Source organism: Thermococcus sp., from assembly GCF_015523185.1.
Classification (GTDB): Archaea; Methanobacteriota_B; Thermococci; order Thermococcales; family Thermococcaceae; genus Thermococcus.
Window position 1 is genome coordinate 1 of the sequence record NZ_WAKV01000063.1, and the last position, 15,778, is coordinate 15,778.

At 50.9% G+C, this 15,778-nt stretch carries 16 protein-coding genes and 1 pseudogene; 9 read left to right on the forward strand and 8 right to left on the reverse strand.

Going from position 1 to position 15,778, the window contains the following annotated elements:
* Window positions 1–545 (reverse strand): aminotransferase class I/II-fold pyridoxal phosphate-dependent enzyme (locus F7B33_RS07170; protein WP_297073982.1); only part of this gene is annotated, 545 nt, incomplete at its 3' end.
* A gap of 55 nt (window positions 546–600) precedes the next feature.
* Window positions 601–1,059 (reverse strand): metal-dependent hydrolase, encoded by a 459-nt coding sequence (locus F7B33_RS07175; RefSeq protein ID WP_297073962.1) that lies wholly within the window; start codon window positions 1,057–1,059, stop codon window positions 601–603.
* 48 nt (window positions 1,060–1,107) lie between these two features.
* On the opposite strand from F7B33_RS07175, the gene F7B33_RS07180 reads away from it, so the two are divergent.
* Both F7B33_RS07180 and F7B33_RS07185 read left to right on the forward strand, forming a co-directional pair.
* Window positions 1,108–2,100, forward strand: a complete 993-nt coding sequence (locus F7B33_RS07180) for a replication factor C small subunit (protein WP_366927523.1) — start codon at window positions 1,108–1,110, stop codon at window positions 2,098–2,100.
* A gap of 5 nt (window positions 2,101–2,105) precedes the next feature.
* Window positions 2,106–3,599, forward strand: a complete 1,494-nt coding sequence (locus F7B33_RS07185) for a replication factor C large subunit (protein WP_297073984.1) — start codon at window positions 2,106–2,108, stop codon at window positions 3,597–3,599.
* Between the two features lie 11 nt (window positions 3,600–3,610).
* Here F7B33_RS07185 and F7B33_RS07190 read toward each other — a convergent pair whose 3' ends face one another.
* The 3 genes from F7B33_RS07190 to moaA are packed head-to-tail and all read right to left on the reverse strand — an operon-like array spanning window position 3,611 to window position 6,442.
* A complete protein-coding gene (locus F7B33_RS07190) occupies window positions 3,611–4,627 on the reverse strand; it encodes a class I SAM-dependent methyltransferase family protein (RefSeq protein WP_297073963.1) in 1,017 nt (338 codons plus the stop codon).
* Window positions 4,524–5,471, reverse strand: coding sequence for a DUF835 domain-containing protein (locus F7B33_RS07195; protein ID WP_297073965.1), 948 nt, complete (start codon window positions 5,469–5,471; stop codon window positions 4,524–4,526). Before F7B33_RS07195 ends, F7B33_RS07190 begins: the two co-directional genes overlap by 104 nt.
* Window positions 5,472–5,515: 44 nt before the next feature.
* On the reverse strand, window positions 5,516–6,442 hold the full coding sequence (gene moaA / locus F7B33_RS07200) for a GTP 3',8-cyclase MoaA (protein WP_297073966.1): 927 nt from the start codon (window positions 6,440–6,442) through the stop codon (window positions 5,516–5,518).
* A gap of 133 nt (window positions 6,443–6,575) precedes the next feature.
* Here moaA and F7B33_RS07205 point away from each other — a divergent pair, with 133 nt between their 5' ends.
* From F7B33_RS07205 to F7B33_RS07215, 3 genes are read left to right on the forward strand one after another with little or no spacing between them, the layout of a single operon-like run.
* A complete protein-coding gene (locus F7B33_RS07205; protein WP_297065756.1) occupies window positions 6,576–7,310 on the forward strand; it encodes a hypothetical protein in 735 nt (244 codons plus the stop codon).
* Window positions 7,282–8,697, forward strand: coding sequence for a ribonuclease E/G (locus F7B33_RS07210; protein ID WP_297065780.1), 1,416 nt, complete (start codon window positions 7,282–7,284; stop codon window positions 8,695–8,697). Before F7B33_RS07205 ends, F7B33_RS07210 begins: the two co-directional genes overlap by 29 nt.
* 60 nt (window positions 8,698–8,757) lie before the next feature.
* A complete protein-coding gene (locus F7B33_RS07215; RefSeq protein WP_297065783.1) occupies window positions 8,758–9,246 on the forward strand; it encodes a Tfx family DNA-binding protein in 489 nt (162 codons plus the stop codon).
* A gap of 248 nt (window positions 9,247–9,494) precedes the next feature.
* Here F7B33_RS07215 and F7B33_RS07225 read toward each other — a convergent pair whose 3' ends face one another.
* Both F7B33_RS07225 and tes read right to left on the reverse strand, forming a co-directional pair.
* Complete coding sequence (locus tag F7B33_RS07225) at window positions 9,495–9,788, reverse strand: DUF3213 domain-containing protein (protein ID WP_297065758.1); 294 nt, start codon at window positions 9,786–9,788, stop codon at window positions 9,495–9,497.
* 10 nt (window positions 9,789–9,798) lie between these two features.
* On the reverse strand, window positions 9,799–11,574 hold the full coding sequence (gene tes, locus F7B33_RS07230) for a tetraether lipid synthase Tes (protein WP_297073967.1): 1,776 nt from the start codon (window positions 11,572–11,574) through the stop codon (window positions 9,799–9,801).
* Between the two features lie 145 nt (window positions 11,575–11,719).
* Here tes and F7B33_RS07235 point away from each other — a divergent pair, with 145 nt between their 5' ends.
* From F7B33_RS07235 to F7B33_RS07250, 4 genes are all read left to right on the forward strand, one after another.
* Window positions 11,720–12,070: a hypothetical protein gene (locus F7B33_RS07235; protein ID WP_297065764.1), complete on the forward strand. Its 351-nt coding sequence runs from the start codon at window positions 11,720–11,722 to the stop codon at window positions 12,068–12,070.
* Window positions 12,071–12,075: 5 nt separating this feature from the next.
* Window positions 12,076–12,663 (forward strand): type-4 uracil-DNA glycosylase, encoded by a 588-nt coding sequence (udg, locus tag F7B33_RS07240; protein WP_297065786.1) that lies wholly within the window; start codon window positions 12,076–12,078, stop codon window positions 12,661–12,663.
* 289 nt (window positions 12,664–12,952) lie between these two features.
* Window positions 12,953–14,560: a Na+/H+ antiporter NhaC family protein gene (locus F7B33_RS07245; protein ID WP_297065767.1), complete on the forward strand. Its 1,608-nt coding sequence runs from the start codon at window positions 12,953–12,955 to the stop codon at window positions 14,558–14,560.
* Window positions 14,561–14,619: 59 nt separating this feature from the next.
* Window positions 14,620–15,522: a pantoate kinase gene (locus F7B33_RS07250; RefSeq protein ID WP_297065789.1), complete on the forward strand. Its 903-nt coding sequence runs from the start codon at window positions 14,620–14,622 to the stop codon at window positions 15,520–15,522.
* Here F7B33_RS07250 and F7B33_RS07255 read toward each other — a convergent pair.
* Window positions 15,519–15,707: pseudogene (locus F7B33_RS07255) on the reverse strand (nucleotidyltransferase domain-containing protein); the annotation flags it as partial. The gene F7B33_RS07250 and the pseudogene F7B33_RS07255 overlap by 4 nt on opposite strands.
* Window positions 15,708–15,778: the final 71 nt, after the last annotated feature.

Genomic DNA, 15,778 nt, shown 5'->3' on the forward strand with positions numbered 1-15,778 from the left:
GAAAAGACACCATCGCTCACGATGATTTTCTTCTTCTTGTCCTTGTTCTCCTCCAGCCTCTTCTTCAGGTCGTCCATGTCGATGTGCTTGTATATAACCTTCGGCGCACCGCTGAGGCGCATTCCGTCTATTATGCTCGCGTGGTTAAGTTCTTCGCTGATGAAGACACCGTCTTCGCCCTTCTTGAGGAGCGCGCTTATAGCTCCAAGGTTCGCGTTGTAACCGCTCTGGAAGAGTATGGCCGCTTCCCTCTTCTTGAACTTGGCGAGCTTTTCCTCAAGCTCAACGTGAAGCTCCATGGTTCCGGCTATGGTTCTAACCGCTCCGGCACCAACACCGTAGTCGAGGATAGCTCTTATTGCCGCGTAACGAATCTCAGGATGGGCGGCAAGGCCGAGGTAGTTGTTCGAGCACATGTTGAGAACCTTTTTGCCGTCAACAACAACCCACGGGCCCTGGGCGCTCTCAAGCTTCCTTATGGTCACGTAGAGGCCCTTCTCCTTAAGCTCCTGAAGTTCTTCCCTAATCCAGTCAAGCTTTCCCATGAGAACCACCGGTTGTTATTGGACACTGGCGTATAAAAGTTTTGCACTGAACCGGTTAGTGCAGTCTAATTATTGCCGTGAGGATTGTTAAAATTGCAAGTGCAAAACTTCCGCCGATTTCCAGCCGGTAATCGTGCTTTCTGTCCGGATATCTCTCGATGAGTTTAAGCTCAATCCCAAAATTCCTCGGGCCTGAGATTAGCATTGACAACCCCCAGCCCCTCCGCGAGAGGGGATAAACCGGTGGTATTACTCCTGTGAAGAAGTCTAGGAAAAGGTGACTCCCCCAGCCGAGGGCAAAGAGAAGGGGCAAACCGCCGAGGTGCAGGCTGAGGATAAGGGTTGGAAGGAAAGGCAGGAGGGAGTGGAGGTAGGAACGGTGCTCTTTTGAGAGCGCATCAACGTCAGGGAACAGGGCTCCTACACCTACGGCCAGAAGTCCGGAGAGAGTCGGCTCCCCCGACAGCGCAAGGTAGACCAGGCCGGGAATAGAAAAATGTTCGAGCGGGTCCATGGCAAAGCCCTTAAACTCTCGGCTCTCATAAACCTTTAGGTGGAAGACATGGCCGAGGAGCTTAGGGAAGTTAAGGTTCTTGAAAAGCCCTGGGTTGAGAAGTATCGCCCCCAAAGGCTCGACGACATCGTCGGTCAGGAGCACATAGTCAAGAGGCTCAAACACTACGCTAAAACAGGCTCGATGCCGCATCTGCTCTTCGCGGGTCCGCCTGGCGTGGGGAAGACGACCGCCGCTTTAGCCCTCGCGAGGGAGCTATTCGGCGAAAACTGGCGCCACAACTTTCTGGAACTTAACGCGAGCGATGAAAGAGGTATAAACGTCATACGCGAGAAGGTGAAGGAGTTTGCAAGAACAAAGCCGATAGGTGGAGCGAGCTTTAAGATAATCTTCCTTGATGAAGCGGACGCTCTAACACAGGACGCCCAACAAGCCCTGAGGAGAACGATGGAAATGTTCTCGAACAACGTGAGGTTTATTCTCAGCTGTAACTACTCCTCAAAGATTATCGAGCCGATACAGAGCAGGTGTGCCATCTTCCGCTTCAGACCCCTCAGCGACGAGGACATAGCGAAGCGGATTAAGTACATAGCTGAGAACGAGGGCCTTGAGCTAACGGAGGAAGGCCTGCAGGCTATCCTGTATGTGGCAGAGGGCGACCTCAGGAGGGCAATCAACGTCCTTCAGGCGGCAGCCGCCCTTGACAGGAAGATAACCGACGAGAACGTCTTCTTGGTTGCCAGCAGGGCAAGGCCTGAAGATGTCCGCGAGATGATGACGCTAGCATTAGAGGGCAACTTCCTTAAGGCGAGAGAAAAGCTGAGGGAGATTCTCCTCAAACAGGGTCTCAGCGGGGAGGACGTTCTGATACAGATGCACAGGGAGGTCTTCAACCTGCCGATTCCCGAGGACAAGAAGGTGGCTTTGGCTGACAAGATAGGCGAGTATAACTTCAGGCTCGTTGAAGGGGCCAACGAGATGATACAGCTCGAAGCTTTGCTAGCTCAGTTCACGCTGATGGGGAACAGGAAGGGTAAGTGATGGGTATGGTAGAGGTGCCCTGGGTTGAAAAGTACCGGCCTAGGAAGCTCAGTGAGATTGTCAATCAGGAAAAGGCCATAGAGCAGGTCAGGGCTTGGGTAGAGGCGTGGCTCCACGGAAATCCGCCAAAAAAGAAGGCCCTAATCCTTGCGGGACCTCCGGGAGTGGGAAAAACGACCACGGTTTACGCCCTCGCTCATGAGTACGGCTTCGAGGTCATCGAGCTCAACGCGAGCGACGAGAGGACGTACGAGAAAATAGAACGCTACGTTCAAGCGGCATACACGATGGACATTCTGGGAAAGCGTAGAAAGCTGATTTTCCTTGACGAGGCCGACAACATAGAGCCGAGCGGTGCCAGGGAAATAGCGAAGCTCATTGACAAAGCCAAGAACCCGATAATAATGAGCGCCAACCACTACTGGGAGGTTCCAAAGGAGATAAGAAACAAGGCGCAGATAGTTGAATACAAGCGTTTAACTCAGAGGGACATCATAAAGGCCCTCGTCAGAATCCTAAAGCGGGAAGGCAAAACCGTCCCAAAGGAGATACTCTACGAGATTGCCAAGAGAGCCAACGGTGACCTTAGGGCGGCAATCAACGACCTCCAGACCGTTGTGATTGGCGGAGTCGGGAACGCGAAGGAAGTTTTAGCCTACCGCGACGTCGAAAAGAGCGTTTTTCAGGCTCTGGCTCAGATTTTCGCAACGGACAACGCCAAAAGGGCCAAGATGGCGACCCTTGGCGTGGACATGTATCCCGATGAGCTTCTCCTCTGGATTGACGAGAACGTTCCCTACGTCTACTACAAGCCGGAGGACATAGCCAGAGCTTACGAAGCGATAAGCAGGGCTGACATCTACCTCGGCAGGGCGAAGAGAACGAACAACTACTCGCTCTGGAAGTATGCAACGGATATGATGACGGCCGGAGTTGCAGTTGCCGGCGTCAAGAAAAAGGGCTTTGTGAAAATTTATCCGCCAAAGACCATCAAGATGCTCACCGAGAGCAAGTCCGAGAGAACTCTCAGGGATTCCATAGTCAAGAAGGTCATGAAGGAGATGCACATGGCAAGAATTGAGGCCCTTGAGACCCTCCAATACCTAAGGGTAATCTTCGAGAACAATCCCGACTTAGCGGCCCATTTCACGGTTTTCCTCGATTTAAGTGAGAAGGAAGTCGAGTTCCTGGCTGGAGACAAGGACAAGGCCAAAACCATATGGGGTAAGGCCATGAACATCAAGAAAAAGCTCAAGGAGATGAATAAACTCAGGGAAAGCGCCCGTGAGGGTCTAAGAAAGGCGAAGGAAAAAGAAGAACCCGAAGAGAGCGAGGAAGTCAATGAAGACATAGAGGAAACTCAGGAAGAGTCTGAAAAAGAGCTATCTGAGGATGAGCTTGAGGAAGCGGAGAAGGAAATCGAGCCGGTTGGCGAGGAGAAAAAGTCCGAAAAGAAAAAGGGCAAGCAGGTGACTCTGTTCGACTTTTTGAAGAAGTGAAGGTATGCCTTTTACTCCAAGAAAATCCTCACATCCGCGCAGACCTTAAACACGTGGGGCTTGAAGTCGCTCACCTTCTTTACCTTTATCTCGCACCTCTTTCCCTGCCTTGAGCACTCATCAAGTATTTTTCTCCTGAAGGCGTCAAGCTCATCCTCGTGAACGAAGTCGTAGTAGTGGAGCCATTCCCTAGCTTTGCTCAGCGTTAAGGCGAGTGCATCGACTCCCCTCGGCGTTGGGCTTATAACGCGGTCGTAGCTCGGCAGTTCCGGCAGAACCTTGAATGCATCTCCATGAATGAACTCTATATTCCCCTTCAGCCTCTTCCTGTTCCGTTCAATGTTTTCCAGTCCCAGTTCGTAGGCTTCCCTGTTCAGCTCGACGGCCGTAATCTTCACTCTCCTGTAACGGGCTATCACGAGTGCATACGGCAGAACGCCGGCAAATGGAATCAGAACCCTCTCGCCGTCCCTCACGAGCTGGGCCAAGCGGTATCTTTCCCCCTTCATCCTCGGGTTGAAGAAAACCTTGCTTAAATCAACCTTAATCTCGACGCCGTTCTCCTTGTGGATTGTTTCAAGCCTCCCCTCGCCCCAGAGTATTGAGTAGTCCCTTATCCTGAAGGCCCCCTTATGGAAGCCCTTCTTAGCGATGACCTTAAGGAAGGGGTGAACTTTTCGAAGACCCCAGACAATATCGTCAACCCGGTGTTCCAGCTGGGAGGGAATCTGGATGACCGCTATGTCGCCAATGACGTCGTAGCGCCTCAAGTATTTTAGTTCTTCCTTGCTCAGCCTCTCCACTAAAACACTCTCGAGGTTCTTATATATCTGCCTCTCAGGTCTGAACGGGAGCTCTATGGGAAGAACTTCATAGCCAAGGGAGTAAATCCTCCTGTCCTCAATTACGGGCAGGAGAACGAAGTTATCCTCTTTCTTCGGTCGCCTCTTCCCGTCGTAGAGGTTGAGTTTCTTTAGCTTCCTCTTCACTGGCTCCGCTTCCGTCTTTGGAACCTTTAGTGCCGGCATTGAGCTCCCTCCGCTTTCTGAGAGGTATGACCCCGAAGAGAGCGGGTCCCACCATTTTTTCCAGAACTTTCTCAACGTCCACATCCTCAAACTCCTTTTTGAGTATTGCCATCTGCTCCGGGCTCAGGGTGTCCTCGTTGGCTAGGATTAAAATGTGAGTATCCTCCATCATAGCCACGTCCCTGATTGAGAAAAGAAACTTGGCAACGGCCTTGAAGTCAGAGTAAAAGAGCATATACTCTATGCCCTCGATATAAATAACACTACCTGGGTTCTCCCGTATGAACCCTATAACCTTTCCACTGAGAACGTGGAGACTACTTGGACTTACCGCTTTTTTGTGCTCAATCCTCGTGAGCCAAATGTATTCATCGGGCTCGATTCCGGTCTTTGACTTCCACTCATCCGGGTGCTCCCTGCCTATGACCAGGATTGGAAGCCCCGTGTAAACAGCCACGGCCTTAAGGAGTGTTATCGCCTCCTCTCGCGACTTAACTATGCCAGCAACTGGAAGGGAACATTTTATCTTTCTTTTTGTATGTTCTTTTTTTGGTTTTTTGAGCTTTTCAAGTATGTCAAGGGCTTCATTAGCCAGAATAAGGTATCCTGCAGTAATTACAATAGCCTCAAGAATCCAAAAATCAGGGTTAACGAGTACTGTGAGAAAAACGGAGATACCCCCAACTATTCCAAACAGTCCAAATGATATGAGAAGGGTTAGAGCGAGCTTTTTAACGGGCTCCTCATGGTTTTTCCAACCCCAGTAGGATTTAACCATTCCATAGATTCCGATTATTATGAGCATTATCCCCGAGAAATAAGGTGTAAAACTTTCTATCCCCACAGTCCCACCGTTAAATACCTGTGCGTCAATCCACAAAAACCTTTCTACCTCCAGTAGGGCTCACGTTTTAACACCGCTTTTTTGAAAATATCAACGAGTTCTGCGTCGCTCGCCCCGTTTCTCATGGCCGTCAAAAAGTCTATCAAGTCGTCGTTTCTCAGAAGGCAGGTTTTGAACTTGCCGTTGGAGGTGACCCTTAAACGGGTGCAGTTGGCACAGAAAACCGTGTTGTGCATCGCTCTAACAACCTCAACCTCAGCCATGCCGTAGTCCGTTGGGATAAAGTATTTCCTCCTCCTATGCATCCTCCTCTCCCGGATTTCAACGGCGCGCTTTTTGAGCTCCCTCTCGACGGGCTTGAGGGGATAAAAGTACTTCCTGAAAAATCCTGTCTCGGCCATCTCTCTCGGCGCCTCAAGCTCGATGAGCTGGAGTATCGTTCCAGTTTTGGCCGCAAAGTTCACCATATCCCATATTTCACTATCGTTGAGACCCTTCATAACCGTCATGTTGAGCTTGACAGGGGAAAGGTACTTTACTGCCTCCCCTATGCCCTCAAGAACAGTTTCAAGCATATCAACGCCCGTGATTCTCTTGTAAACTTCCGGCTTTAAGCTGTGGAGCGAGACGTTAACCCTGTCAAGGCCAGCCTTTGCGAGCGGTTTGGCGAGCTCCTTGAGCTTACTCCCGTTTGTAGTCATGCTCAAATCAACCACGTAGGGCTTTATCCTCCCCACGATTTCGATTATATCATCCCTCATCGTCGGTTCGCCGCCGGTAAGCTTGACCTTCCTTATTCCCAGGCGGGAGGCTATTTTAACGAGCCTCTCTATCTCCCCAGGCGTCATCTCGTTTTTAGCTAAAAATCGCTGACCCTCCCTATGGCAGAAGAAACACCGGAAGTTGCACTCTTGTGTAAGAGAGATTCTGAGGTTCGTCACGGGCCTTCCAAAGCGGTCGTAGAGCGTCATGGGAACACCTTGGTTGAGTTGGAGAGGATTTAAAAAAGGCTTTCGGGTAAGCGTTAGTGTTTAACACGCCTAGAGAAAAATCGAAAAGTAAAAGTAGGCCTAAGGTTAAGTCCTACCCTAGGGGGTTTCGGGGATGGAAGTTGACGCGCTCAGGTCACTCCTTCTTGAGATTGAGAAGCTCCACTCTCGTTTTGAGTCCGAGTTCTCCAGGCTATATGATGAAAACAACGTCGAAAGCCTCGAGGAGAGACTACGCTCACTGAGGGAGTTATCCCTCAAAAAACTCGAAAAAGCCTCATCCCTCTACCGCGAGCTGGCGAAGTTCGGGGGAAGGCTTGAGGAGCTCTCAAAGGAGCTATACAAAAACGAACACCAGATGAAGTTCAGAATAGAGGAGGTCATCTCCCACATGAGGAGGGAGGAGGACTTCTCGGGAAGGGTTAAGCTTAAGGCCTCGCTGGACAGGCTGATTCAGTTCCACAGGCTCTACGATTACGCAGTAAGGAAGGCCATGGGGGAACTTTCTGGGGAAGTTGAGGGGCTGGCCTTTTTGGGCGAAAACCACAAAAAGGTTCCGGTTGGCATAATGGAGGAAATCTACAAAACTAGGCTGATGGAGGAAAGGCTTGAAACGCTCGTAAGGTTCATTTACAGGCTTTACACTCATCCTTCCGATGTTCACCGAGTTGAGAGAGCTTTAATGGAGTGGCACTCCAAAGGCCTGCTCTGGGTTGAAGCGAGGAATGTGGAAAAGCTCAGCGGGGTGAGAGACGCTGAGGAAATCCTCGAGGGGCTGACTCTCATCGGAGTAGTGGAGAAGAAAATGAGGGGTGGTGAAGGTGTCTACAAGCACAGGGCTTACGGTTAGGATTCGGGGCATCTATTCAACGGCCCTGACGAAGCTGTTCCTTGACAGGGGCTTTGGCATAAGTCAACCAAGCAACAAGATAGTCGAACGCTTCGGGCTCGAAAAGACATACGACGAGTTCGACGTGGACATCTATGACAAGAAGGACAGACATGGTGTTGTTCTCGTTGGAAATGCTGTTGAGGAAGCCAAGGCCGTCCTTGAGGATGAGCTTATCGACGTCTTCTTTAGGAGGCTCTCATACCAGCTCTACGGCATCTACAAGGGTCTCGTCGTTAAAGTTGATGAGAGATACGTTTACGTTGACCTAGGCAGTGCAATAGGGACACTTCCAAAGAGAGAACTTCCCAATGCAAACGAAGGCGACGAGGTTCTCGTTCAGGTGAAGAAGCACAACCTTCTACCACACCTGAGCACGACCCTTACGATACCCGGCGACTACGCGGTTTTGATTCCCAAGCCGATAGGCGTCCAGAGGCACGTGAAGATATCAAGGAAAATAAGGGACAACCAAGAGCGCGAAAGGCTCAGAATCCTTGGCCTGAGCATAGACCTCGGCGAGTGGGGAATCCTCTGGAGGACGGCGGCAGCTTATAAGGACTGGAACACCCTAAGGGACGAGATAGTTCGCCTCTCAAAGCTCGCCGACAGACTTGCCAAGGCGGACACTTACTTCGCGCCCTCACTCATCATCGAGGGCAGGAACATCTATGAGGTTGAATTTGGAGGAGGAGCGAAGAAGAAGCTCGACGAGATAAGGAACAAAGTAGTTCCAACCGTTGAAGGCCACCATCAGCTCAAAGCTAAGGACCCGGAGCTAGGCTTCGCTGTTGAGATAGCGGAGGGAATCTTAGCCAAGGTTCCGAGCCAGCGGATGAAGGTCAATCAGGGCTTCTGGGAGGCATTAATAGAGAACAAGGGACCAAGAAAGGGCTGGCTCTTCAGCCTCGACCACGTTAAACCAGATGGCCAGAGGATAAGGATTGGACCGGGAGAAGTCGTTGAGGTCAGCCACAACCCGCTCAAGGTGACCATAAAGAGGCACCTTAAGCCCGGCAAGTTCTACGACGGCCTCGACCTGCCAATAGAGTCCGGTGACTACGCAATAACCGAGATTGAGGCCGGCAAATGGTGGTTCGTGCACCGCTACTATAATAAAAACGGCAACCTGAAGGGCGAGTACTATAACATCAACACCCCGGTTGAGATTTACCCTGACGGTGCCAGATACGTTGACCTTGAAGTTGACATCGTTAAGTGGCCCGACGGGACGAAGGAGATAATCGACAAGGAGAAGCTGGCTGAACACTACGAGGAAGGCATAATAAGTGAGAAGCTCTACAAGGCCGTCCTCAGAATTACACAGGAAGTTTACGAGAGGATTTAATTGGCCTGCAAACCTAAAATTTTTTAACCTTTTTCGTTCTGTTAAGCTTTGGTGTTTACAATGAAGAGCTTTCTCACAGAGCAACAAATCAAGATTCTCCGCCTTCGCGCTAAGGGCCTCAAGCAGAGCGAGATTGCTGAGCTCCTAGGCACGAGCAGGGCCAACGTTAGCATACTTGAGAGGAGAGCCCTTGAGAAGATTGAAAAGGCCCGAAACACCCTTCTCATCTGGGAACAGATTAACTCAAAGGTAAGTGTTGAGGTTAAACGTGGTGATGACATCTTTAAGGTTCCAGATAGGCTCTTCAGCAGGGCCGATGAACTCGGCGTTAAAGTGCCCTACAGCACAGCCGAGATAATAGCCTTCCTCGTCGAGCACGCCCCCGTCGATGACAGGCTGGCTAGGAGGGACTTCACGCTCTTTTTAGACGCCAATGACCGCCTCCGCGTGAGCGAGTGCATCTTAGATGACTTCGACGAGATACGGAGGAAGGACGGCGGTAAAGACCCCGTTAAGGGCCATGATAGGACCGCTCACGGTTCCGGCTAACCCGTCCTCAGTTATTACCCCGGCAGTTCCAAAACCAGGGCTGAAACTCCAGTCGCCAAACCCCATATTCTATCCTCAACCCAGAACAGGTTCAGGAGTTCCAGTACAAAGGCGATGCCGGGCAGTTCAGTTGCATAAACGAACAAGCCATTGAGGGCAACTCACAAGCTCTCCAATCGCGGTAGAAGATGAGCATTAAAGGCAGTGTAGGCAACTACGAACATAAGAGGAGAGAAAAGAAAGAGATTTCATGCGAGGACGTTGTTCCAGCTCATGCTCTTATCAATGAGCTCCTCAACGGTCAGGGTTTCCTCCCCAACAATCTTTGGGTTGAGCTCCTTTAGGGTTTCAAGGATTTTTTCCCTTGTCAAGACTTCCTCATCGAAGACAACAAAACCCCTGCCTGTGTAGCTGTTCAGGAAAGCCCTCCACACGGCCTCACTGGTTAAGAGCTCGTACTGTTTGGTGGTTGTCAGTTCCCAGTTACCTTTATCGAACTCCAGCTCAATCCTTGTGAGTTTCTTCTCGGGTTTAACGGCCATTTCTATCACCTCACGCCTTCGTCTTTATCGTTCCAAAGTAGTCCTCGATGTCAATGTACGTCTTCCTGTAGAGCTCGCTCTTCTTCATCTTCTCGACGAACTCCTTCGAGCGGAAGTACTTGTCGCTCCAATAGTCCCAGTCCGGGTGGAGTTTCTTCCACTCATCCCAGCTGTAGCTGAACTGGGCCTGAACCTTGTCCCTGTAGAGTTCAGGAATCACGTTGAAGGTACAGAAGGGCACAACCCTTCCGTCGGGCATCGCGTAGTGGATTACACAGCGCTCCACCCTTTCTACATCATAGTTGTACTCGTCCATGAAGTGCATCATTCCGATAAAGAGTGCGTTCTCGTGGAACTTGCCGAGGGCGTCGTAGTTGCCGTGCATGAAGGCGTTCTTTATGAGGTCGAGAACCTTGAGGCCCTTCGGCGCGTATTTATCGTCGTAGAAGCTCCTGAACTTGAGGAATATCTCGGCACCAAGTTTGAGCTTCTGGAGCTTGCCGAGCTTCTTCCACTGCTCTATCTCTTCCGCCTTCTCCTCGAGGTACTCAACGAAGCCCTCCACATCCAAGAACCGGCTTATCGGGATAACCCTCTTGTGTTCCCTGTCGAGGAAGACGTACGTTGCCGCGCCACAGCAGTAGTGGCTCGTCATGTAGTAGCGCGAACCGGTGAAGGCCTCAAAGAAGCGAGCTATGTGGCCCGCTATCGGAATCGGGTACCAGTCGTCTATCTCTATGACGCCGTTGGTCTGTTCCTCAATCCTCTTTATAGCCCCCGGAATCGTTATCCTAAAGCGCTGGCGCTCCTTTTTAGGAACCCTACCAACGAGGGAAATGGGCTGGAAGTTAACGCCTCTGACGATGTCGAGGTGGTTCAGACCGAAGTTGATTATCGCCCCAAGCTCGTGGTCGTTGACGTTCCTTATGGTAGTCGGAACCAGAACTATTCCCGGTCCACCCGCCTTCCTCACGTTCTCGAAGATGAGTGGGACTTCCCAGTGGTTCTTCCAGTTGGTCTGTGGAGTCATTCCGTCGTAGCTCATGTAAAGGGTATTAGTGCCGGCTTCGCGGATTTTCTTCACGAGTTCGGGGTCGAAGGCGAGCTTTATTCCATCGGTGTTGAGCTGAACGTGGTCGTAGCCTTCTTCCTTCGCGATTTTGAGTATCTCGATGAGGTCGTCTCTAAGCGTCGGCTCACCGCCGGTGAACTGAACGGCGTTGGCACCAACGGGATACTGCTTCTTGGCGTTGCGGAGCATCATCCTAATCTGTTCAAGAGTGGGTTCGTAAATCGGCTGGCCCTCCTTGGCGTAGAAGAAGCAGTACCAGCAGGAGAGATTACAACGGTTGGTGAGCACTATGTTGAGCAGACTCGTATGGGAACGGTGCCTCGCACAGAGGCCACAGTCCAGGGGACAGTTAACACCGGTGTTCTCAACGTTCACGCTCTTGAGCTTGAAATCGTACTTCCAGCGCTGGAAGCGATAGTACTGCTCAACGCTCTCGTAGTAGAGGTCGGTTATCATTCCCTCTGGACAGCGTTTGGTTATCCAGACTTTACCGTCACTCTCCCATACCAGAGCGGGAACAACGCGCCTCGTCTCAGGACAGAGTGAGTAAGTCCTGTGGGGAAGTGGCCCACCGTAAACCCTGCTCGCGTTTTTGAGCATGTTTTCAAACTCTTCTTCACTTATTTCAGGGAACTCCACTATATCCCTAACCCTTCTCGTGAGCTGTTCAAACTCCTTTTCGCCGCTCGGTACCTCACCAACATTCTCAGCCATAGTTCATCACCGCTACCCCTAATCCAACGGGAAGGTATAAAAGCTTTTGCGTAAATATGAAGATTTCCCTGCATGGGTATGACACAAATTTGGGCAATCGGGCTAAGGTTAAAAGCACTTTTTCGGAAGCCATTGGGGTGGTTGAATGCCGGCTCGCGAGATGAGGATGGAAATGTTGGTTAGGGCCCTGCTTAGGAGGGACTTCAGCAGGGCAAAAGGCCATCTGGAAAAGCTAATCAAAATAGCGGGCAACAATGAGTGGGGCAGAGGCTACGCGAAGGCCGTCGAGGGCATAATGAACGCTCTCAAGGATAACGACACAGATTCCCTCATTGTCCAGCTGGTTTCCAGCAACAACAGGGAGAAGGCTAAAGAGTTGCTCGAGACCTACTCAAAGCTCGCCGCCCAGGATTTTCGCGACGACTACGAGAGGGGTTATTACACGGCCTGGAGTGAGTTCCTCAAAGCTTACCTCGGCCAAAAGACCCTCGCGTGATGCCTATGGGCAAGGAAGACATCATGCGTAAGCTCGAAGAGAAGATTCGCAACTGCCAGAAATGTCCCCTCGGCAAGTTAAGAACCAATGCCGTCCCGGGGGCGGGAAGCTACGACGCCAAGGTGATGTTCGTTGGAGAGGCCCCAGGTTATTGGGAGGACCAGAAGGGTTTGCCTTTCGTTGGTAGAGCCGGTAAGGTTCTCGACGAGCTCTTGGAGATGATAGGCCTCAGCAGGGAGGAGGTTTACATAACTAACGTAGTCAAATGCCGTCCTCCCGAAAACCGTGACCCAACGGAAGAAGAAATCAAGGCCTGCGCGCCCTATCTCGACAGACAGATTGACATAATTCAGCCAAGGGTAATCGTCCCCCTCGGGAGGTACTCGATGAGCTACATACTGCAGAAGTTTGGCTTCAAGCCAGAACCGATAAGCAAAATCCACGGGAGGACCTTTGAAGCAAGAACCCTCTTCGGGAAAATCATCATAATGCCAATGTATCATCCCGCAGCTGCCCTCTACAGGCCTCAGATAAGGGAAGAACTCGAGAAGGGTTTCGTCAAACTGGCAAAAATTCTCAAGGAAATCAGTTGAGATGCCCTTCACCTTTCTGTAAATTTTAGGGGTCGCTGGCGTTACGATTTTTAGTTTTATCTCTTTTGCACGACCCACACCGGAACGTTTTTGAGAAAGATTTTTATTGGTTCAATGTTCTATAATATACTCAGGCACACCCATACGAACGTTAAGGCAAGGAACAGCTCGGTGATGTTCGCGGATTTTTGAGGGAATTCGGCTGGACACCACAAATTGACAAAAAATTTCGAGAAAGTATTATATATACGGAATGAATTTCGGGTTTGAATTTCCGGAGGTGAAAATTATGGCAGACTTTGGTGTGTTGTCCCTGCTTCCACCACTGGTGGCAATTATTCTGGCCATGTGGACCAAGAGGGTCATTCTGGCGCTGTTTGCAGGGGTTTGGATTGGAGGCGTTATGGTTTCAGGTTGGAACCCAATAACTGGAACCACCCAGACCATTGATTGGCTCGTTAAAAACGCCAGTGATAGCTGGAACGTTAAAATACTGCTCTTCGACTTCCTTATTGGAGCTGGAGTTGGGCTGATATATAAATCCGGAGGGGCTTTCGCCGTGGGTCGAGCCCTAGCGAGTAGGGTTCGTTCCAGCAGGGGCGCCTCCGTGATGGGATGGCTATTAGGCGTGCTTATATTCTTCGATGACTACACCAACACCATAATAGTTGGAAACACCATGAGGCCAATAACCGATAGGACGAGGGTTTCTAGGGAAATGCTGGCCTATATAGACGATTCTACAGCCGCACCGGTTGCAGGTATAGCTGTGGTTTCAACATGGATTGGGTACGAAGTTGGTCTCATTGGGGACGCATTCAGCAAGCTCAAGGTTGACCTTACCTCTGTAGGGGGGCCATATGGAGCCTGGGCACACAGCGTCCCCTACAGGTTCTACTCGATTCTCGCAATACTCCTCGTGTTTCTTGTGGCATACTTCCACAGGCACTACGGCCCAATGCTCCACGCCGAGATGCGCGCCAGGACAACTGGAAAAGTTCTCCGCGATGGTGCGAAACCACTCATGACAACCGAGGTCGACCTCGGTGTGCCGAAAGAGGGAGGCAGCGTCCACCTCTTCGTATGGCCCATACTAACGCTAATATTTGTCACACTCTATGGAATGTGGTATACAGGAGGTGGAAGCGAGGCCTTCGCCAAAGGGGGTTTAAGGGAGGTTCTTGGAAACGCTGATTCTGCAATGGCACTCCTCTGGGGAAGCTTTGCCATGGTTGTCGTTGCATTCGCTCTGGTTCTCGCCACAAAACAGATGACAATCGAGGAAGCGGAGGACGCCATGGTCAGGGGTATGAAGCAGATGGTAATAGCAAACACAATCCTACTGCTCGCGTGGAGTATCAAGAGCGCCACCGATGCAGTTGGAACAGCTCCGTATATAGTCGAACTTGCAAAAAGCGCAGGAATAAGCGGTGGCTGGATTCCACTGATAGTGTTCATCATCTCAATGTTCATATCCTTCACAACGGGAACCAGCTGGGGAACCTTCAGCATAATGCTACCAATAGCCATACCCCTCGCTTATGGCATCACCGGTAACCTTGGACCAGAGGTCTTCGCAAGCATAGGCGCCGTCTTTGCAGGAGGTATCTTCGGAGACCACTGCTCCCCAATAAGTGATACAACTATCATGAGCTCGATGTTCAGCGGTTCGGACCACATAGACCACGTTACGACCCAGATACCCTACGCGGTAACGGCATCAAGTGTTGGCCTCATCCTTTACCTGCTCTTCGGTCTCGGCATCAGGAACTGGGCAATCCTCCTACCCATTGGCATAGTGCTCCTAGTGATTGCCTGGTATGTCCTTAGTGAGTGGTACGGAAAGAAGTACGGCATCCCCCACGGAAAAGTACCGGTTTATGTGGCTGAGGATTGAGTTTTTCATTTTTTCTAAATCCTTTTAAGAGTCCTCTCGCACTCTTTCTGGTGGTTCAGATGCTCATCAGGTCATTTATTCCAGCCCACATAACAGCATTCTTCGTTCCTGTACTCAGTGAAGACCCCCTCAAAACCGGCTCTCTCGGAGCGGGAATCAACCTCGACAAGGGAACCAACGTTTTTGCCAGCATCGAGACCGGAACCCTTGAAAGGCACGTTCATATAGCCTTCAACGGCGAGCCTGTAAAGAGGAAAGAAGCCATAATCAGCTACTCCGTTGCCGAAAAGCTCGTTCCTGAAGATTTTATAGGCGAGGTTGAGATATGGCAGTATTTTGATTACCCAAACGGCTACGGCTTTGGAAACAGTGCCGGCGGAGCCTTAGGAACGGCCCTAGTTCTAAGCTACGCATTCGGCGGGACGTGGCTCAAGGCTTCTCAGCTTGCCCATAATGCCGAAGTGAAATACAAAGGGGGTCTCGGCGACGTTATAGGCCAGCTCGCCGGGGGGATAGAGGTTCGCGTTAAAGCCGGCGGCCCGGGAATAGGCGTTACTGACAACCTCTTCTTTGATGAGTACAAGGTTCTCCTCGTTCCTCTCGGGAGGCTCTCAACGAAGGAAATCCTCGACGGCGACGTTGTAAATGCAATAAAGGCCGAGGGAAGGAAAGCCCTTGAAAGCCTTCTCATGGAACCGAGACCGGAGCGTATGATGGTCCTCGCAAGGGAGTTCGCCGAAAGAACGGGTCTGTTAAGCGGTGAACTCCTTGAACTGGCGAGGGAGCTGGACAAGGTTCTGAAACTTCCGAGCTCGATGATAATGCTTGGGAAGGGACTCTTTGCCCTGGCGAGGGAAAAAGAACTAGAAAGTGCCAAAGTCCTCCTGTCGGACCTTGAGGTTCCATACGACGTCGCGGAAATCCACGAGGGGAAGCCGAAGGTTGGAAGGTGGCTGGGTTAATAGACCCGAATTCCTTCGGATAGAACCGTCCCGTGGAAGGAAGTGTCCTTCCAGCGTTCGAATTCCTCTGGTTTTTCTATTATTACGTTGAGGAGGATGCCGTGCTTCATTAGAATTCTGAACACCTTATCAATGATGTCATCGAGGGACAAATCACCGATTATCAAAACATCAACATCGCTTTCATCGGTGTAGTCCCCCCTGACATAGGAACCGAAGAGATAGACCCCTTAATCCTGCTTCCTCCTGCTCGAGC